17 protein-coding genes are annotated in these 17,241 nt (G+C 66.5%); 5 read left to right on the top strand and 12 right to left on the bottom strand.

The window, feature by feature from the left end; all coding sequences use genetic code 11:
- The first annotated feature begins 65 nt into the window (after positions 1–65).
- The gene (locus ACV229_RS11290; RefSeq protein ID WP_448083207.1) at positions 66–1,178 is read left to right on the top strand and encodes a porin; all 1,113 of its coding nucleotides are present in this window, start codon (positions 66–68) and stop codon (positions 1,176–1,178) included.
- Between the two features lie 210 nt (positions 1,179–1,388).
- Here ACV229_RS11290 and ACV229_RS11285 read toward each other — a convergent pair whose 3' ends face one another.
- Complete coding sequence (locus ACV229_RS11285) at positions 1,389–1,787, bottom strand: GreA/GreB family elongation factor (protein WP_448083206.1); 399 nt, start codon at positions 1,785–1,787, stop codon at positions 1,389–1,391.
- Between the two features lie 521 nt (positions 1,788–2,308).
- Here ACV229_RS11285 and ACV229_RS11280 point away from each other — a divergent pair.
- Positions 2,309–2,641, top strand: a complete 333-nt coding sequence (locus ACV229_RS11280; protein ID WP_448083205.1) for a DUF4148 domain-containing protein — start codon at positions 2,309–2,311, stop codon at positions 2,639–2,641.
- Positions 2,642–2,790: 149 nt separating this feature from the next.
- Here ACV229_RS11280 and ACV229_RS11275 read toward each other — a convergent pair whose 3' ends face one another.
- Entirely contained in the window at positions 2,791–3,252 is a 462-nt protein-coding gene (locus tag ACV229_RS11275) for a CBS domain-containing protein (protein ID WP_448083204.1), read from the bottom strand.
- 175 nt (positions 3,253–3,427) lie between these two features.
- Here ACV229_RS11275 and ribA point away from each other — a divergent pair, with 175 nt between their 5' ends.
- Positions 3,428–4,075 carry a GTP cyclohydrolase II gene (gene ribA / locus ACV229_RS11270; protein WP_448083203.1) on the top strand — a complete coding sequence of 216 codons (648 nt, stop codon included), beginning with the start codon at positions 3,428–3,430 and terminating at the stop codon, positions 4,073–4,075.
- A gap of 337 nt (positions 4,076–4,412) precedes the next feature.
- Here the strand turns inward: ribA and ACV229_RS11265 are convergent, their stop codons facing one another.
- Both ACV229_RS11265 and shc read right to left on the bottom strand, forming a co-directional pair.
- Positions 4,413–4,952, bottom strand: coding sequence for a VOC family protein (locus ACV229_RS11265; RefSeq protein ID WP_448083202.1), 540 nt, complete (start codon positions 4,950–4,952; stop codon positions 4,413–4,415).
- 33 nt (positions 4,953–4,985) lie between these two features.
- Positions 4,986–7,043, bottom strand: coding sequence for a squalene--hopene cyclase (shc, locus tag ACV229_RS11260; protein ID WP_448083278.1), 2,058 nt, complete (start codon positions 7,041–7,043; stop codon positions 4,986–4,988).
- Between the two features lie 53 nt (positions 7,044–7,096).
- Between shc and ACV229_RS11255 the strand changes: the two genes are divergently transcribed.
- The gene (locus ACV229_RS11255) at positions 7,097–7,810 is read left to right on the top strand and encodes a TetR/AcrR family transcriptional regulator (RefSeq protein WP_448083201.1); all 714 of its coding nucleotides are present in this window, start codon (positions 7,097–7,099) and stop codon (positions 7,808–7,810) included.
- A gap of 211 nt (positions 7,811–8,021) precedes the next feature.
- Here the strand turns inward: ACV229_RS11255 and ACV229_RS11250 are convergent, their stop codons facing one another.
- The 3 genes from ACV229_RS11250 to ACV229_RS11240 all read right to left on the bottom strand — a co-directional run bounded on the left by ACV229_RS11250 (position 8,022) and on the right by ACV229_RS11240 (position 10,121).
- A complete protein-coding gene (locus ACV229_RS11250) occupies positions 8,022–8,822 on the bottom strand; it encodes a hypothetical protein (RefSeq protein WP_448083200.1) in 801 nt (266 codons plus the stop codon).
- Between the two features lie 44 nt (positions 8,823–8,866).
- Complete coding sequence (locus ACV229_RS11245; RefSeq protein ID WP_448083199.1) at positions 8,867–9,469, bottom strand: acyl-homoserine-lactone synthase; 603 nt, start codon at positions 9,467–9,469, stop codon at positions 8,867–8,869.
- 208 nt (positions 9,470–9,677) lie between these two features.
- A complete protein-coding gene (locus ACV229_RS11240; RefSeq protein WP_448083198.1) occupies positions 9,678–10,121 on the bottom strand; it encodes a DUF4902 domain-containing protein in 444 nt (147 codons plus the stop codon).
- Positions 10,122–10,193: 72 nt separating this feature from the next.
- Here ACV229_RS11240 and ACV229_RS11235 point away from each other — a divergent pair, with 72 nt between their 5' ends.
- On the top strand, positions 10,194–10,913 hold the full coding sequence (locus ACV229_RS11235; protein ID WP_448083197.1) for an autoinducer binding domain-containing protein: 720 nt from the start codon (positions 10,194–10,196) through the stop codon (positions 10,911–10,913).
- 51 nt (positions 10,914–10,964) lie between these two features.
- Here the strand turns inward: ACV229_RS11235 and ACV229_RS11230 are convergent, their stop codons facing one another.
- The 5 genes from ACV229_RS11230 to ACV229_RS11210 all read right to left on the bottom strand — a co-directional run bounded on the left by ACV229_RS11230 (position 10,965) and on the right by ACV229_RS11210 (position 17,041).
- Positions 10,965–11,672 carry an MgtC/SapB family protein gene (locus tag ACV229_RS11230; RefSeq protein WP_448083196.1) on the bottom strand — a complete coding sequence of 236 codons (708 nt, stop codon included), beginning with the start codon at positions 11,670–11,672 and terminating at the stop codon, positions 10,965–10,967.
- Between the two features lie 328 nt (positions 11,673–12,000).
- The gene (locus ACV229_RS11225; RefSeq protein WP_448083195.1) at positions 12,001–13,551 is read right to left on the bottom strand and encodes a TolC family protein; all 1,551 of its coding nucleotides are present in this window, start codon (positions 13,549–13,551) and stop codon (positions 12,001–12,003) included.
- Positions 13,538–15,721, bottom strand: coding sequence for an FUSC family protein (locus ACV229_RS11220; RefSeq protein WP_448083194.1), 2,184 nt, complete (start codon positions 15,719–15,721; stop codon positions 13,538–13,540). The genes ACV229_RS11225 and ACV229_RS11220 overlap by 14 nt, the downstream gene beginning before the upstream one ends.
- Complete coding sequence (gene mdtN / locus ACV229_RS11215) at positions 15,702–16,751, bottom strand: multidrug transporter subunit MdtN (protein ID WP_448083193.1); 1,050 nt, start codon at positions 16,749–16,751, stop codon at positions 15,702–15,704. The genes ACV229_RS11220 and mdtN overlap by 20 nt, the downstream gene beginning before the upstream one ends.
- A complete protein-coding gene (locus tag ACV229_RS11210) occupies positions 16,748–17,041 on the bottom strand; it encodes a hypothetical protein (RefSeq protein WP_448083192.1) in 294 nt (97 codons plus the stop codon). The genes mdtN and ACV229_RS11210 overlap by 4 nt, the downstream gene beginning before the upstream one ends.
- Between the last annotated feature and the right edge of the window lie 200 nt (positions 17,042–17,241).

The raw sequence follows: 17,241 nt of genomic DNA, 5'->3' as shown, positions 1-17,241 counted from the left end.
GCGGTTGCAGACCGTTTATGAACAAGGTCGCGAGACCTGCCTCTTTTTAGAAGGGAGCTCCACGAATGAACAAGACTCTGATCGTTGCAGCAGCTGCAGCATCGTTCGCAACCGTCGCTCACGCGCAAAGCAGCGTCACGCTGTACGGCGTGCTGGACGCAGGCATCACCTACCAAAGCAACGTCGCTACGGGCGTCAACGCCAACGGCCAGCTGGTGAACGGCAAGTCGCGTTGGGCAATGGGCAGCGGCATCGACCAAAGCCGCTTCGGCCTGCGTGGTTCGGAAGACCTGGGTGGCGGCCTGAAGGCAATCTTCACGTTGGAAAGCGGCTTCAACATCGGTAACGGCAAGCTGTCGAACAACAACGGCATGTTCAACCGTCAGGCTTTCGTCGGCCTGTCGAGCCAATACGGCACGGTCACGCTGGGCAAGCAGTATGACTCCGTTCAAGACTACCTGGCTCCGCTGACGGCAACGGGCTCGTGGGGCGGCACGTACTTCGCTCACCCGCTGAACAACGACAACCTGAGCACGAACGGCGGCTACTCGCCGAACAACACCGTCAAGTTCACGAGCGCGAACTACGCTGGCCTGCAATTCGGCGGCACGTACTCGTTCTCGAACAACACGAACTTCGGTAACAACCGTGCATACAGCGGCGGCGTGTCGTACCAGTTCCAAGGCCTGAAGCTGGCTGGCGCATACTCGCAAGCGAACAACCCGAACCAGACTGCTGGCGGCGCGATCGACAGCGGTATCTCGGCACAAGGCCGCGTCCGTACGTACGGCGCAGCTGCAGCGTACGCATTCGGCCCGGCACAAGTCGGCGCAGCATGGACGCAATCGCGTCTGGACAACAGCGTCGCGCTGGGTACGTCGGTCCGTGCTGACAACTACGAAGTCAACGCAAAGTACAACCTGACGCCGGCTCTGGGCCTGGGCGCTGCTTACACGTACACGAACGCGAAGCTGGGTTCGGAAAGCGCGCACTGGAACCAATTCGGCCTGCAGGCTGACTACGCGCTGTCGAAGCGCACCGACGTGTACGCACAAGCTGTGTACCAGCGTTCGTCGAAGAACACGACGGCGTCGATCTACAACGGCGACGCAACCACGCTGCCGAGCTCGTCGATCAACCAAACCGCAGCAACGGTTGGTCTGCGTCACCGCTTCTAAGCGTGACTGCTGGGTAACCAGCTCTGAAAAAGGCGCCTTCGGGCGCCTTTTTTTTCGCCCATGCGATGCGAAGGTGGCGGAGAAGCCGGCGAACGCGCGCCAGGCGTTGTCCGGACACAAAAAAAAGCGAGGCATCCGGTCCGGATGCCTCGCTGGCCTCTTGTGTGGCGCGATGCGGCGCTGGCGGCAGGCTGCCGCGCGGCGGCGATGTCAGCGCGTGTATTCGCCGTTGGCCTCGGGCTGGAACACGATCGCGGCGACCTTCATCAGCTTCTCGGCGCCGCTCGGCTGCATCACCTTCACCAGCTGGCCGCGCTGCGTGCCCAGCAGCGCCATGCCGACCGGCGAGAAGACATTCAGGCGCCCGTGCTCGAGATTGGCGTCGTCCGGATAAACAATCGTCCAGGTGGTCTGTTCGTTGTTCGCTTCGTCGAGCAGCGTGATCTGCGAGTTCATCGTCACGACGTTTGCCTTGATGGCGTCGGACTGGACGATGTCGGCCCGCTCCAGCAGGGTATCGAGCATCGCCTGGAAGCGTGGGTTGTGCTCGGCGTGCTTTTCGAGTCGTGCGACGTCGAGTTCGGTCAACTGGCACAGACGTTGTTTCATGGCAATTCTCCAAATGATCGGCAGGGACAGGCGTGGCAAACCTACGTGGATCGCCCGGAGCCTGTCTGACGGGCTCCGGGTGGAGACTGGGCCGTCAGATCAAGCGCCGGGCAGGGGTGAGCGGAGCCAGGACCGTGCGTCGAGCGAGGGGGTGCGCCGGTTGACCGGCGAGCGCGCGCATGCCGGCCGGGCCGGAAGGCGAAACGACGGGAAGCATGAATGCGCGCATGGTGTGAAAGGGATCGTCAGACGATAAAACTTTACGATTCTACAACGAATCACCCGGCGCCGCTGATCCGTGTGTCAGCCATTCGTCAGGGATTGTTGTCGAAATGGTTTAAGTGGCGGCGCCACTGCCGCACAGCCCCTCATGATAGTTGCCAAAAACGCAACGCAGTATGTTCAAACTAAGGGTTTCCCCTTGGTGATGCGGAGACTAGACTGGTTTCAATCGCTTCAGACAGACCTGCCGGAAGCGACGTGAAGTCAGAACATCGCAGAACATATATCGGAGGTAAATCATGAAGTCGATCATCTACGCAGCGATTGCCGCAACCGTCCTAGCCACCCCGATCGCGTCGTTTGCGCAGTCGGATCAGGGGCTTACCCGCGACCAGGTCAAGGCGGATCTCGTGCAGCTCGAACAGAATGGCTACAAGCCGCAGGCTAGCGACGGCGCGGAATATCCGGCCAACATCCAGGCTGCCGAACAACGCATCCAGCCGAGCCAGCAAGTGCTGACGCGCGCAGATACGAGCGGCTACGGTGCCGCAGCCACCGGCGCGGCACAGTCGGGCGGCCGCCGCATGACGGAAGCGCCGAATCCCGTCAATTCGGTCTACTTCGGCAACTGATATTCCGGGTCTGCCCGCACGCACCAACACCGACGGGCGGCGCGCGATATGTGCACCGCCCGCAAACAGGCGCAGAACCTCCGTCGCCGCATTCCGGCGGCTTTCAGCCCAGACGCTCGCGCGTTTGGGCCTTTTTTGCTGGGGCGCGGTCAGGCGGACGTGACGGCGGGGATCCCGTGAATATAGTGCTCGAGCTGGCTGATCGTGAATTGCTGGTCGGCAATCACGCTTTTGACGAGGTCACCGATCGAGACGAGGCCGATCAGCTTGCCGTCGTCGAGGACGGGCAGGTGGCGCATCCGGTGCTCGGTCATCAGCGCCATGCATTCTTCGCTCGACTGCGTCGGTTCGACGTAGCGGACCTTGGAGGTCATGATCTCCTCGACACGCGTGGCTTTCGACGAGCGGTCCTGCAGCACGACCTTGCGCGCGTAATCGCGTTCGGTGACGATGCCGGCGATGTCGTCGCCCTCGACGACCAGCAGTGCGCCGATGCCCTTTTCGGCCATCAGCTTGATGGCGTCGTAGACGAGATCGGTCTTCCTGACGGTGTAGATGGTGCGGCCGGAGTCCGGCTTGGCTTTGAGAATCTGCGCGACAGTCGTGCTCATTCGCTTTCTCCGTGTGCAGGGCAATCCAGGGAAGGCTGGGCGTGATGCGCGTCACCCGATGGATCGAGTATAAACGGGCCTCGGTGGCAGCCGCGTACTAATTCCAGATTAGCGGTAAACTTCCGTCACGTGCCATCCAGAAAATTCCTACATTCCTGATCGTTCGATTGATTTCATGATGTCTTCGCGTCCCCAATCGCCCACCTCGGGCAACGGCCAGGCCGAGTGCGTGACGCTCGTGGCCACCGCCTCGCTGCCCACGCGCTACGGCACGTTCACGTCATATGCATTTCGTGTGTCGGGCAGCGATGCCGAACATCTCGCGCTCGTCATGGGCGACGTTTCCGGCGAGCAGTCCGTGCTGACGCGGCTGCATTCCGAATGCCTGACGGGCGACGTGTTCGGCTCATATCGCTGCGACTGCGGCGAGCAGCTGGATCTCGCGCTGCGCTACATTGCCGCTGAAGACCGCGGGGTGCTGCTGTACCTGCGCGGTCACGAAGGTCGCGGCATCGGCCTGAGCAACAAGATTCGCGCGTATGCGCTACAGGAGCAGGGGCGGGATACCGTCGAGGCGAATCTCGACCTCGGCCTGCCCGACGATGCCCGCGAATACGATTCCGCGGCCGCGATCCTGCGCATCCTCGGCGTGACGTCGGTGCGCCTGATGAGCAACAATCCGAAGAAATTCGACACGCTGGTGAAGCACGGCATCCCCGTTTGCGAACGGGTGGCGCTGGCAGTGCCGGTGCGCGAGGAAAACGAACGCTATATCCGCACCAAGCAGACGAAGTTCGGGCATTACTTCGAGGAAAACGAGTAGCGCCCTTCGAGATGCCGTCGTCAGTGTGCTGGTTCGCGGGCGCGGTGTTTCCAGTCGTCACCCGACCGTAGTGCACCGGCGCGTCCGGCTTTTGTTCTGCGCGCGTGTCCGTTCGCGCTCGCCCCGTGTCTGGTTCGGCGGCCCCGCGATTGTCCGGCGGGTGTGTCGCCGGACGCAGGCTCGCAGCCCCGTGCACTGCCGGGTCGGCCAGCTAGTCGTGCGCGCAACAATCGAGATGGATATCCGATGTCACCTTGCGCGGAAATTGCGCGGCAGCACGCATCGGACTGAACGCCGTCAATACCATTGGGCTGTGGAAGTTTTCACCGCCCATCCTTCATCGAGACCACGCGGCGTTTTGCAGGACGATCCGGTAGCCGTCGGCATCCGTGAACGTCCGGCCCGACGCTTCCCAATACGGATTGAATGACGTCACGCGAACGAAGCCATGCGCTGTCGCGCGGGCGCACGCGTCTTCCCACATTTCGTGATCGGGCAGGTAGAAAACGACCAGGTCCTCGGGCGTCGTAGCCGGCGCAATCGGATGCGTCCGGCAGTGCGTGAACTCGAAGTGGTAGTCCTTGCCTTCGTGCCCGAGCACGATGCCGGCAAATCCATCGTGGTCGCTGAACCGTGCCAGCACGGTAAGACCAAATGCATCGCAATACATGCGCTCGGTGTGCGCGAGATCGCTGACCGGGCGGGCAATTCGCAGTTTGGCTTGCATGGATCGGAACGGGGCAGGGGTTGGAAGCGCAATCATACTGCGCGAATTGTGGGCGCGTGCGCTGTCCAATCCTTCGTGTCGCCGAGGATCACGGTTGCACATGCCGGCGTCGCTTCGGCGCCCGGCACATCGGAACAGCGCGCTATCCACGCCCCGTTCCGAATCACGACGGCGTTCCGTTGCTCAAGCGAGTGCCGCGTCCGCCGTTTCCACCGTACCCGGATCGCGCCCGCCGGTTGCCAGTTGCGCGCCTGCAAGACGGTGATACCGTGCCAGCGCCCACAGCGGGAAGTACGCGGTGTAGCCGTGATACTTGAGATAAAAAATGCGCGGAAAACCCGGCGCATTATGCGAGCGGTGCCACCAGAATCCGTCGTCCTGCTGAACTGACAGCAGGTATGCGATCCCGCGCCGCACGGAATCGGATTGGCAGTCGCCGAACGCCATCTGCGCGAGCAGTGCCCACGCGGTGCAGTTCGACGTGCTCTCGCCATAGTTGGTCCCGGCGAGTTGCGGATCGGGATAGCTGTCGTTCGTCTCGCCCCAGCCGCCGTCCGCATGCTGCTGCGCGCGGAGCCATTCGAGCGCGCGGGCGATGTGGGGCTGCGACTTGTCTTCGCCGGCGAGCGCGAGGCCGGCAAGCACGCTCCAGGTGCCGTAGAGGTAGTTGGTGCCCCAGCGGCCCCACCAGCTGCCGTCGGCTTGCTGCATACGCTTCACGTAGTCGATGCAGCGCGCGAGCGAGGCCCGGTCTTCCGCGCGCTTCGTGACGCCGAAGCACAGCAGCACACGGCCGGACACGTCCTCGGTCGGCGGATCGAGCAACGCGCCGTGATCGGCGAACGGAATCGCGTTGAGGTAGAGGCGGTCGCAATCGGCATCGAACGCGGCAAAGCCGCCGTTGCGCGATTGCAGACCACGCATCCAGTCGAGTGCGCGCGACACGCGTTGCGCGTACGGATGGGTGCCGTCCGCGTGCCGGTGCATGCGGCCGCGGCGATCGAGCATTGCGGTGACGACCGCGCTGTCGTCGATGTCCGGGTAGTACGGATTCGCATACTGGAATGCCCATCCGCCCGGTTGCGTATCGGGGTGCGCGTTTTCGATCCAGTCGCCGCGCAGGTCATTCACCTGGCGCGTCGCCAGCCAGTCGTACGCGCGGGCGATGCGTTCGTTGATTTCGCCGAGTTTGCGCTCGGCTTCCGCGTCTGCGGCCGGTTCCGGCGCGGTCACGCCGCGCGCCTGTTCGAGCGCCATCGTGCTCCACGCCGTATCCCACACCGGCGACAGGCAGGGCTGGCAATACACGCTGCCGTCCGCCCGCGTGACCAGCAGCTTTTCCAGCGCGTCTTCACAGTCGCGCCGCAGCGGATGATCGTCCGGATAGCCGAGCACGGCCATCATCTGATAGCTGTAGACGATCGGCGGAAAGATGCCGCCCAGCCCGTCTTCGCCGTTCATGCGCTCGGCGCACCACGCTTCGGCGTGCCGGATCGCGCGCTGCCGCAGACGCTTCGGCAGCAGCGGTTCGATATGGCGCACCGTGCGGTCGAGCGCCAGAAAGAGCCGGCGCATGCCGCGTGCGGGCGGGAAGTACTGGCGTTCCTCGTCAGGCGGCGTGACGAACAGTTCGCCGATCGACACGTTGCGCGGATTGCGGGCGCGCGCCTTCAGCGAACACAGCACGAGCAGCGGCACCATCGTCGTGCGGGCCCAGTAGGCGACCTTGTACATCGAGATCGGCACCCACTTCGGGAACAGGACGAACTCGACGGGCATGAACGGCGCCGCCCGCCACGGCACCTGGCCGAACGTCGCGAGCAGGATGCGCGTGAACACGTTGGACCGGGCCGCGCCGCCGAGCTTCAGAATCGCTTCCCGGGCACGCACCATGTGCGGCGCATGCTCGGCGTCGCCGGCCGCCTTGAGTGCGAAATACGCCTTCACGCTGCAGGACACGTCCGGCTGGCCGTCGACGTACAGGTCCCACGCGCCGTGCGTGTCGAGCCGCTGGATCGCGCGCAGGTAGCGGGCCATCTTCTCCTGGCGCGCGTCGTCGATCTTGTCCATGAAATGCATCATCAGGATGTATTCCGCGGTGATCGTCGCGTCGGATTCGAGTTCGAAACACCAGCTGCCGTCGGGTTGCTGAAGGCGCGCGAGCGCGTCGCGTCCGCGGGCGATGGCGGCATCGAGCGCGGACCAGGGGGATGGGGTAGGCTTGTTCATCCGGCGGATAATACCATCCGGATGGAATGTTTTTATTGAGGACCGCGGATGCTAAGATCCGCGCTATGAAAAAACGCCTCGACCAAGCGCCGAACGATGTCTCCACGACACGCGCACCGGCCGGAACCGCCGACGCGCATGCGGCCGAACAATCCTCGACACCGGCGGCGGCTGGCGCCGGCGTGCGGCGCAAGAAGGCGCCGGAGCAGGTGCGGGCACAGCTGCTGGTTGCGGCTTCAGACATTGCCACGCATTACGGCGTGCAGGCGCTGACGCTCGACGCGGTAGCCGAGCGTGCCGGCGTCACGAAGGGGGCGCTGCAGTATCACTTCGCGAACAAGCAAGGTTTGCTCGACGCGCTGTTCGAGCAGACGGTGGAGCGATTCGGCCGGCAGATGGAAGCGCGCATCGCCGCGGATCCGCAGCCGGCGGGGGCGGCGGCGCGCGCGTATGTGCATACGACGCTCGACAAGGCGAACCCGGCGGCCAGTACCGACGTGCTGCGCGTACTGGTGGCGTCGATGGTGACCGAACCGGAGACGCGCGAACGCTGGGCGGTACCGATACGCGAATGGAGTCGCCCGGACCCGGTGCCGCTCGAGCAGGCCGCGATGCTGATGATCTGCCGGCTCGCAGCCGACGGCTTGTGGATTTCCGAGCTGCTCGGCAGTCAGGAGATGCCGGCCGACCTGCGCGTGGAAATCGTTCGGCAACTGGATCGCATGACCGCCGGCATGTCTGCGGCCGATACGCCCGGACCGGGAGCCGACGGCAGATAGCCGATTCGACCGCGAACTGTTCGTGTGCCTGGTGGCGAAGGCAATAAAAAAGCCCGCTGCTTGAGCGGGCCGAATCCATGTTTGGAGACATGGAGGAGACAGACGTAAATTTAAGGGAAAACCCTAGAGAGTGCAACCCCCTGTTGCATTCCTGCGACACAGGCGTCATGCCGGCGCTCAGGCATCCGCCTGCCTGACCGCTCCAGATCGTTCACGCACTGTTTCGCGCCCGCAGTTGTGCGCCGCGCGTCCGATGGTCGCCGAACCGTTCCTGCGCGATCGGCAACGCGTACTTGTCGCGCATTTCCGTCTCGATCCACGCGCACGCCTCGCGCGCGCAGTCGTTGAGTTCGTGCCGGGTCGCATGGCCGTCGACGTCGTAGACGAAGCGCACGCCGACTTCGTCGTCCGCGAGCTGCCGCTCGAGCTGGTTCAGCTGCAGTTGCGGCGCATGCCGCTGCGCGAGCACGCGCAACTCGTCGAAGTGATACTCGAGCCAGTCCACAAAAAACAGTGCGTCGCTGTGGCACGGCAGCCGGAATGCCGCGCTGCGCGACGGGCGCAGCGTGCCATCCGCGCCGCCCGCCGGCAGCGTGGCGGATGCATGCGGCGCACGGTCGAGATCGGCAGCCCCGTCGGCGACAGGCGCAAGCGGCTGCCGGATATTCCGGTACGGCTCGCGGTCGCGCAGCGCGTGCCACAGCAGTTCGTCGCTCGCGGCGCACGAAGGCTGCATCGTCAGGTCGTGGCGGCCGTTGCCGGCCGCGGCGATCTCGCGAATCACGAGGCGCAGCGAACAGAGCGGTTCGTCCCCGGCGAGCAGCGTCGCCGCGCGGGGCAGCCCGCAGACGAGCGGTACCGGCCCGGAAGCCCGGAACACGAGCCCGCGACGATCGAGCCGGACCAGCGGCAGCGGTTCCGGAAACGACGGATAGGCGACGGCGATGCGTGTGCTGCTGTCGGCGGCCGTCAGTCCGGGCAACATCGCGTGAAAGACCCGTGAATGGTCCACGTTGATTCTCCTTCTAGTACGATGCCGCCCGAGAGACTGTGCGCTCAGGCGGCGATGGCTTGCCGGGCACTCGATTCCGGATCGATTCCGAGTGCAGCAAACGTTTGCGAGTCAATGTCAATCCAGCACGCGACCACCATGCGGCCGTCGACCACCTTCGGCGGACCTGCGCGGTGCGCATGCACGCCGATACGGCGGAACAGGCGTTCCATGCTCGTGAACGTCACGCCGATCAGCTGTCGCGCGCCGAGCTGCGCTGCGTGTTCGACCACCGCCGCCAGCATCGGCCGCACCGCCCATACGTCACTGTCCGCAACGTCACCCGTCGCCGCGAATCGCGACAGTTCCCATACCGCGGCCGATTGCGGCAGCGGCATGTCCTCGGCGATCAGGTCCGCGAACAGCGTCTTCAACAGGTAAGGCCGGGTCGTCGGCAGCAGACGCGCGCATCCGCACATCTCGCCGCGGCCGTTGCGTGCGAATACATAAACGGTGTCGTCCCGGTCGAACTGGTCGCGCTCGTCACATTCGTTCGCCGACGGAAGCGCCCAACCGAGTTGTTCGACGAAAACCCGGTGCCGGTAGCGCCCGAGATCCGCTGCAAGTTCGTGTGGCAACCGCCCTTCCTCGTGAACGAAGGTCCGCATGGTGTCCTCGGATCCGTGCTTGGCATGCGTGCATTACAGCGTGCGTCCCGAGGAGGTCGTAACTGGTAACTCTTACAGGGTGGCGGGTTGAAATGGCCGATCCGGAGCTGGTAACGGTTCCTTGCTCAGCGGGATTGAAAACCGGCCGGGTTTTGCTTATAAAGAGCGCCAGCGCGGCGCTAATATCGGATGAATGCGCGGCCGGTTGTCACTGGAGCGTCGGCCCGGCATGATGGGCGTCGTTGTGCGCGAGCACGGCGGCTGCCACGGCGGCGGGCCAGTCGAGCCTGGCGAGGCGGGCCGCGAGCGCGGTGACGGTGCGGGTCATGCCGATATCGGCGCCGGCGGCGTCGACGGCCATCACGTTGCTGCGGACGTCGCCGAACGCGATCACGAGTGCGCCGGACGCGCGTTCGAGGTACCAGTCCCAGCCGACCGTCACGTAAGCGACGCCGGTACGGGCAGGGCGATGCCATTCGGTATAGCCGGCCAGGCGCGCGTCGGTCGAGCTGTCGTGCAGTTCCGCCAGCAGCGACGCGTCGAGGCCGCTCGTGACATGGTCGAGCGCAAGCTCGGCCAATGCACTTTCGGACAGGCGCACGTAGCCGTCCGGAGACGGGCCGCGGAAGGGATGCAGCAAGGGTGAGGTCATGCGCGGAATGTATCAGCCCGGACTGGTGCTGAAACCTGACAAGTATGACAGCGTGACGTTGTCGGAGAACGAATGGAACTGCGCTGGCAGGACGCCTACCATCAATTCAGCGCCGCGGAGGACGAGCAGCAGCTCTTCCAGCGGATCGCAGCCTATTCGAAGCGCCTCGGCTTCGAATACTGCTGTTATGGAATCCGCGTGCCGCTACCGGTGTCGAAGCCGGCGGTCGCGATCTTCGATACCTATCCGGACGGCTGGATGGCGCATTACCAGGCGCAGAACTACATCGAGATCGATTCGACCGTCCGCGACGGCGCGCTCAGCACCAACATGATCGTCTGGCCGGACGTCGACAAGATCCCGCCATGCCCGCTGTGGGAAGATGCGCGCGATCACGGGCTGTCGGTCGGCGTTGCGCAGTCGAGCTGGGCGGCGCGCGGCGCGTTCGGCCTGTTGAGCATCGCGCGTCACGCGGACCGCCTCACGCCCGCCGAAATCAACATGCTGACGCTGCAGACGAACTGGCTTGCGAACCTGTCGCATTCGCTGATGAGCCGCTTCATGGTGCCGAAGCTGGCGCCGGAGGCGAGCGTGTCGCTGACCGCGCGCGAGCGCGAGGTGCTGTGCTGGACCGCCGAGGGCAAGACGGCTTGCGAGATCGGCCAGATCCTCAGCATCTCCGAGCGGACCGTGAACTTCCACGTGAACAACATCCTCGAGAAGCTCGGCGCGACCAACAAGGTGCAGGCAGTCGTCAAGGCGATTTCGGCCGGGCTCATCGATACGCCGTGAACGGCGGGGCGGCGCGGCGGCGGGCGCCGTTGCTGCGCTGCGGGGAACCGCTCACTCCATCAGCGGTTCCGCTTCCTTCGCCGTCCAGCTGACGCTCGAAATGCTTTTCTCCATGCTGATCCGGCTCGCGATCTGCTCGAGCTTCGGCTGATCCTTCGGATGCAGCTTCAGCGTCGCAGTGACCTTCAGCCGGTTCGGCTGGTCGGGCACGTCCTCGCTCGTCAGGCTCTGGAACGACAGCGGTTTCGCGTACATCGAATTCGACAGCAGCGTGCGGATATGCACTTCGTCCGACGCGAGACAGATCACCGTGATCTGGTATTCGCGGACGAGGTCTGCGTTCGACACGGGCGTCGCGTTGATCGCCTGGCTCACGCCGCGCAGCAGCGTGTTGGTGAGCAGCACGACCGCCGTCCCCGCGATCGCCGGCACGAAATGCCCGGAGCCGGCGAGCACGCCGACCGCGGCTGCGCACCACAGCGTGGCCGCCGTGTTGATGCCCTGGATCGAGCCTTTGTCGCGCATGATCACGCCGCCGCCGAGAAAGCCGACGCCGGATACGACGTAGGCGGCGATCTGCGTGACGCCGGCCACGCCGTTGCCGGTCAGCACGCCGAGCGTGACGAACAGGCACGCGCCGCTCGCGACCAGCGTGATCGTGCGCAGGCCGGCCGTGCGCTGCCGCATCTGGCGTTCGAGACCGATGGCGACGCCGCAGGCGAACGCGGTGAAAAGACGAATGGCGAAATCGAGAGTCATGAGTTGTCCTGCCGTGCAAGGGCGCATGCGGGCGGCCATGGCTTCGGCGCCGTGACGGGCGGCGAAGCGATGGACGTCATCGCGCGGTACTGTAGCGCGCGAATGCGTAACGCAGTGTGAAACGGAGCGGCGTGCCGGACTCGCTGGAACGCGAGCCGGGGCAGGAGAACTGCGGCGGGCAGGCGTTCAGGCGGCGAGAAGCGCACGCAATGTGCTGCAACTGTCCACGTTGATTCCTGAAAGATGAATGGGCGGCATTCTAGGCGGCGGCACACGGGCGCGTCAACTCATGCGTGCCCCATTTGACGCGGCCAAGGCCGCGCGAAGGTCATTGCGCCGCACTGATCGTCCCCGTCGCGAGCGCGAGTGCGGCGGCGGCCGACAATGCGCCGCAGTAGCTGTCGACGTCCGCGTTCTTCGCGACGAGCAACTGGCTTTGCGCGAGCGTCGCGTCGGTCACCGAGCCGACGCCGTTCCGGTATGCGGTCAGCGCGGCGTCGTAGCTGGTCTGTGCAGCGGCGACGAGCGCCGTCGCGGCCTCGTGCGACGCGAGGCTCGTCTGCAGCGCATTCTGTGCGGCGACGACTTGCCGGACCGCTTCCTCCTTGGTGCGCGTGAGCCGCTCGGCCGCGCTTTCGGCGTCGTTGCGCGCCTGCATCAGCACGGCCGAGCGCAGGCCGGCGTCGTAAAGCGGAATCGTGATGCCGACGAACACGCCGCCGCCATAGCGGTTGCCGTTCAGGTTGACGGTCGGCGCCTGCTGGCCGATCGCGGGCAGCGCGCTGATCGACGTGCCGCCGCTGAGGTAGGACGCCGTCGCGGACATGAACACCTTCGGCATGAATTCCGCTTCCGCAGCCTTCACCTTCGCGCGATCGGCCTTTTCGAGCGCATAGGCGCTCTGCAGGTCGGGGCGCCGCGCGATCGCGTCCGCCACGATGGCTTCCACCGACGCGCCGAGTGCCGGCGGCAGCGGCCGCGCCGGCAGCGGCGCGATCGTCGGCTTCGACAGCGGCGAGATGCCGAGCGTGGAGACGAGCCCCAGATAGCCGTCGCTTTCCGCGCCGCGTGCTTCGACGAGCGCGAGATTGGCCTGGGCGCGGTTCTGCGTCGCCTGCGCGACCTCGACGACGGTGCCGACACCCCGCTTGAGCCGGGTGCGAGCCGCCACGACGATCGTATCGGCGTTCGCGAGGCTCTGCTGCGCACTTTGCGCGCGCGAACGCGCGGCCTCGTAGCGGTAGTACGCGATGGTCACGTCGTGGATCACCTGCTGATGGACGGCCGTAAACGCGACGTTCGACACGATCGACGCCTGTTCGGCCGCTTCGACGCGCGCCTTGCGGCCACCGAAATCGAACAGCAGCCACTGCAGCGCCAGCGCCGAGACCGTGCCGTGCGCGCTCGTGCTCGCCGACGCGTTGCCGAGCTGCGTCGACGTCGTGCCGTGGCCGGCCTGGTAGCCGCCCATCGCGGTCGCGGACAGCTGCGGCAGGTATGCGGTCTTCGCGACGCCGACCGCGAGCGCCGCGTTGCGCGCACCGTTCCACGCGATGCGGGTCAGCGGGTTCGTCGATTCGGCAAGATCGATCAGTTCGGGGAGCGTGTACGCATGCGCGGCATCGAGCGCGGCGGGCGGCGGCACCGCCGCGAGCGCCGTATTGGCGGGCAGCGTGTAGTCGTGGCTGGGCGGATTGCCCTGTGGTTTCGGCACGCCCGGCACGATCTCGCCCGCGGCCGTCGTCTGAGGCTGCCACGGACGATCGGATGCTTCCGGCGCGAGGTCGAGCGACGACGTCGCGCAGCCGGCCAGCACCACGGCCGCTGCTGCTGCGGCGGCTGCGGCGAACAAGGCGGTCGGCGGTTCAGGAACGCGCATGGGAAAGAGACTCCTTCGGTGTGGCTTCGCGGGCGGCGTCGGCAATGCGAGCGAGCCGCGCGTCGATCAGGTTCAGCAATGCGTCGCGCTCGGGGGCCGTGCCGTTCGCGGCAGCGTCGGGCCCGGACGGGCGTGCGGCCGGCGGCGCGCCGACGTTCTCGGCGGCTGCGTGTGGCGCCGCAGCGGTGGGCTGCAATGCGGTAGTTTCATCCGCGTGGTTCGCGCCCGCACCCGGAACGCCGGGGCCCGTTTCGGCGTCGCGCGCAAGATGCGTGATTTGCGCGAGATGCGCATCGGCCGCCGCGTCGCCGGGCGCGCGCTCGGTGAGCAGGAACAGCGGTCCTTCGAGCGCGCCGAGTTCGGCGAGCGTGCGGCGGCGTGCGGCGACCCACGCGGGCGCGGGCCGCACCCACGATGGTTCGTAATGGATCAGGCCGAGGTCCTGCGCGATCGCACCGTAGCGTGCGAACGCGTCCGCCGCCTTCGCGCGCCGTTCGGCCGGATGGGCGATCTGCACGAGCCGGCGCCATTGTTCGAGCAGTGCGGCGAGCGCGGCGTCGACCTGCTTGCCGATGCTGACGGGCCAGATGCGCGTGAACACGAGGTAGACGACGACATTGCCGAGCAGGATGCCGATCGTGCGGTCGCGCGCGAGCGTCAGGTCGAAGCCGGGCCCCGCGCCCTGGATCACGCACAGGAACAGCGCGAAAGCGATCTGGAAGCCGGCATACGCGATGCGCGGCGACCCGAATGCGATCCACGCCGACAGCCACGCGCCGACGAACACGACGGCCATCAGCTGGCCGATCGACGACAGCGCGGGCATCACGAACACGATCGCCGCGGTGCCGACGAGCGCGCCGACGATGCAGCCGGTGATCCGCAGCGTGAGCTTCTCGACCGTCTCGGCGGTCGTGCCGAGCGACACCATGTAGCAGGTGATGAAGCACGTATGGATGCCGGACCAGTCGAGCTGCATGTACAGCAGGTAGCAGAACATCGCGGCGACGGTGGTCTTCAGCGCGTAGCGGATGTGGTCGGGGTTCGTGCGTGCGTCCGGCAGGAAGAAGCCGCCGCCGGATTTGGCGGGTGCTTCGGGTGCGGCTTTGGGCGAAGCCTGGGAGGAAGCGGGCGAAGAGGGCGAAGCCTCGGGCGCGGCAGCCGGCTGCTGCTGCGGGCCGGTGGCCTCCGCGAACTGCGTGATCGCCGCGTGCAGATCGGCCGCGACGACGCGTGCGAGCGGCGGCAGCGCATCGGCCGGCGGCAGCGCGAGCGCGATGTCGACCGGATAGCCGCCTTGCGCGAGCATGCAGGCCATCTCGTCGAGGGTTGCCGCGATCGGCGCGGCGAACGTGTCGGGCAGCCGCGCGTCCGCTTCGCGGCTCGCGAGCGCCACCGACACGAGGATCGCGGTGCTCGATGCGATCGCCTGGCGCAGCGCGGCGACGTCGGCGGCGGTCGACGTGCCTTCGAGCTTCGACAGCTTGAGCCACGTCAGCAGCTGCGCATCGCCTTCGCGCAGCGCGGCGTCGAACGCGGCGCGCGCATCGTCGTGACCGTTGTCGCTGTCGCCGCGCAGTTGCCGGGCGGCGAGCCGCAGCCGCTTCGCGAGCGCGGCGCCGGCGAGGCGGCGCGGCGACGGCGCAATCAGCAGGTGGACCACGATCGCGATGCCGACCGGAATCGCGATCATCAGCCACGTATAGAGCAGCGCGCGCGTCGCGGCTTCGCCGACCGGCGCGAGGCCGAGCTCGTCGAGCCCGAAGCCGACGATCATCGCGAGGATCGCGCCGACGGGGCGCAGCTTGCTCGCGGACGTCAAATAGAGCAGCCCGACCGACAGCACGGCCATGCACGCGACACGCAATATCGGATAGTCGATGCTGAACATCGCGACGCCGAGCACGAGCCCGATCACGATGGTGATGAGCAGCAGCAACGCCGTGGCGAGCACGATGCTCGTCACGCGGTCCGGCCGGATCAGGAAGAGCACGACGTACGCGGAGAGCGCGGCATCGGGCGTGCCGTACGCGCTCGTCACGAGCACGGTCAGCGCGCAGATCAGCGCGACCCGCGTGACGATCGCCGCGCGGCCCGGAAAAGGCGCGAGCAGCCGCAGGATCTCGCGCGGGCCGGGCGCGCGGACGTCGTCAGCGGCAGGCCGTGCCATGCCGGATCTCGACGATCGCGCTCGCGCCGACGCGCACGAGCTTGCCGTCGGGTTCGTCGAGCTTCACGCGCACCGGGAAGCGCTGCGCGACGTGCACCCAGTTCACCGAACGCTGGACGAGCGGCAGCGTGCGCGGGAGATTGATGCGGTCGGTATCCGCGATGCCCGCGCCGATGCCGACCACCTTGCCGGTGATCGGCCGGTTGCGGTCGATCATCGAATAGACGGTCGCGCAGTCGCCGACGTCGATGCGCGTCAGCGACGTCTCGCGGAAGTTGCCGACGGCGAACCATTCGTTCGCGTCGATCAGCGTGAAGATCGACTGGTTCGGCGCGACCGTTTCTCCGGCGAGCACCGACAAGCCTGTCACGAGTCCGTCGTGCGGTGCGCGCACGACGGTGTCGTCGAGCGCATGTTGCGCGCGTGCGAGCGCGGCTTCGCGCGCATGCAGCGTCGCGATCGCATCGGCATCGTCGCCGACCGTCTGCGCGGACGAGCGCTGCTGCTCCTGCGCCTGCTTCAGCGAGACGGCAGCGTCGCGCTCCGCGACCTGCGCCTGGTCGAACTGCTGCGCGCTGACGTAGCCCTGCGCGGCGAGCGGCGCGAGCCGCTTCACGGTGCGCGTCGCGAGGTCGTAGTTGTGCGCCGCACGGTTCACCTGCTCGGCGGCGACCGACGCGTTCGAGCGTTCGCCGATCAGCGTCTTGCGCCGCGTGTCCAGCGCGGCGCGCGCGAGCTCGACGTCGGCCTGCGCCTGCGCGACCGTCAGCCGGTAAGGCACGGGATCGATCTCGAACAGCAGGTCGCCTTTCGCGACGCGCTGGTTCTCGTGCACCGGGAGGTTCACGATGCGTCCGCCGACGGGCGATGCGACATGCACGACATCGGCGTCGATCGACGCGTCGTCGGTCGACGGATAGCCGGTCGTCCGGTAATACGCATAGCCGAGGGCCGCGACGCCGAGCGCGACGATCGCGAGCGCGATCAGGCGGCCTTTCAGGGAGGGGCGGGATTGGCCGGCGAGCTTCATGCGAACGGCCCCGTGCCGGTCAGCCAGACGATCACGGCGACCACGAGCCCGATCGCGGTGCAGACCGCGAGCTGGAACGGCACCGTATCGGCCCAGCCGGTCGCGACGAAGATGCGGTGCGCGACGATCGCACCGACCACGCCGATCACTGCGCTGACGAGCCACAGCGGGAAATACGCGCCGAACAGCACGTAGGTGGGCGCGCCGCGTGATGCGCAGCCCGCGAGCGGGACGGCCGGCGCAAGCGTCGCGCAAAGGCGCGCGGGGGCGCACAGTGTCGTTTTATTCATCACGTGACGGACTCGACGGACAGGTTGGGTCGGACGGCGGCGCCGGACCGCGATGCCAGGATGGCCGGCCCCACGATACGCCGCCGATATTAAATCAGTGCGGTGTCCTCGCCAACCCGGCGGCTCGGCCGGCGCGCGTTGGCGCTCTGCTTTGCGCTCCATTTGACAACGAATCCGGATCGACGGTCACGAATCGTGCA

The organism is Burkholderia sp. MR1-5-21, from assembly GCF_053427715.1.
Note: the sequence above shows the minus strand (reverse complement) of the source record. Positions and strands in the feature narration are given on the sequence as shown.

Bases quoted from the DNA above. Each gene is read 5' to 3' on its own strand.
- ACV229_RS11290 (WP_448083207.1), top strand. From the start codon at position 66: ATGAACAAGACTCTGATCGTTGCAGCAGCTGCAGCATCGTTCGCAACC.
- ACV229_RS11285 (WP_448083206.1), bottom strand. From the start codon at position 1,787: ATGAAACAACGTCTGTGCCAGTTGACCGAACTCGACGTCGCACGACTC.
- ACV229_RS11280 (WP_448083205.1), top strand. From the start codon at position 2,309: ATGAAGTCGATCATCTACGCAGCGATTGCCGCAACCGTCCTAGCCACC.
- ACV229_RS11275 (WP_448083204.1), bottom strand. From the start codon at position 3,252: ATGAGCACGACTGTCGCGCAGATTCTCAAAGCCAAGCCGGACTCCGGC.
- ribA (WP_448083203.1), top strand. From the start codon at position 3,428: ATGATGTCTTCGCGTCCCCAATCGCCCACCTCGGGCAACGGCCAGGCC.
- ACV229_RS11255 (WP_448083201.1), top strand. From the start codon at position 7,097: ATGAAAAAACGCCTCGACCAAGCGCCGAACGATGTCTCCACGACACGC.
- ACV229_RS11245 (WP_448083199.1), bottom strand. From the start codon at position 9,469: ATGCGGACCTTCGTTCACGAGGAAGGGCGGTTGCCACACGAACTTGCA.
- ACV229_RS11240 (WP_448083198.1), bottom strand. From the start codon at position 10,121: ATGACCTCACCCTTGCTGCATCCCTTCCGCGGCCCGTCTCCGGACGGC.
- ACV229_RS11235 (WP_448083197.1), top strand. From the start codon at position 10,194: ATGGAACTGCGCTGGCAGGACGCCTACCATCAATTCAGCGCCGCGGAG.
- ACV229_RS11230 (WP_448083196.1), bottom strand. From the start codon at position 11,672: ATGACTCTCGATTTCGCCATTCGTCTTTTCACCGCGTTCGCCTGCGGC.
- ACV229_RS11225 (WP_448083195.1), bottom strand. From the start codon at position 13,551: ATGCGCGTTCCTGAACCGCCGACCGCCTTGTTCGCCGCAGCCGCCGCA.
- ACV229_RS11220 (WP_448083194.1), bottom strand. From the start codon at position 15,721: ATGGCACGGCCTGCCGCTGACGACGTCCGCGCGCCCGGCCCGCGCGAG.
- mdtN (WP_448083193.1), bottom strand. From the start codon at position 16,751: ATGAAGCTCGCCGGCCAATCCCGCCCCTCCCTGAAAGGCCGCCTGATC.
- ACV229_RS11210 (WP_448083192.1), bottom strand. From the start codon at position 17,041: ATGAATAAAACGACACTGTGCGCCCCCGCGCGCCTTTGCGCGACGCTT.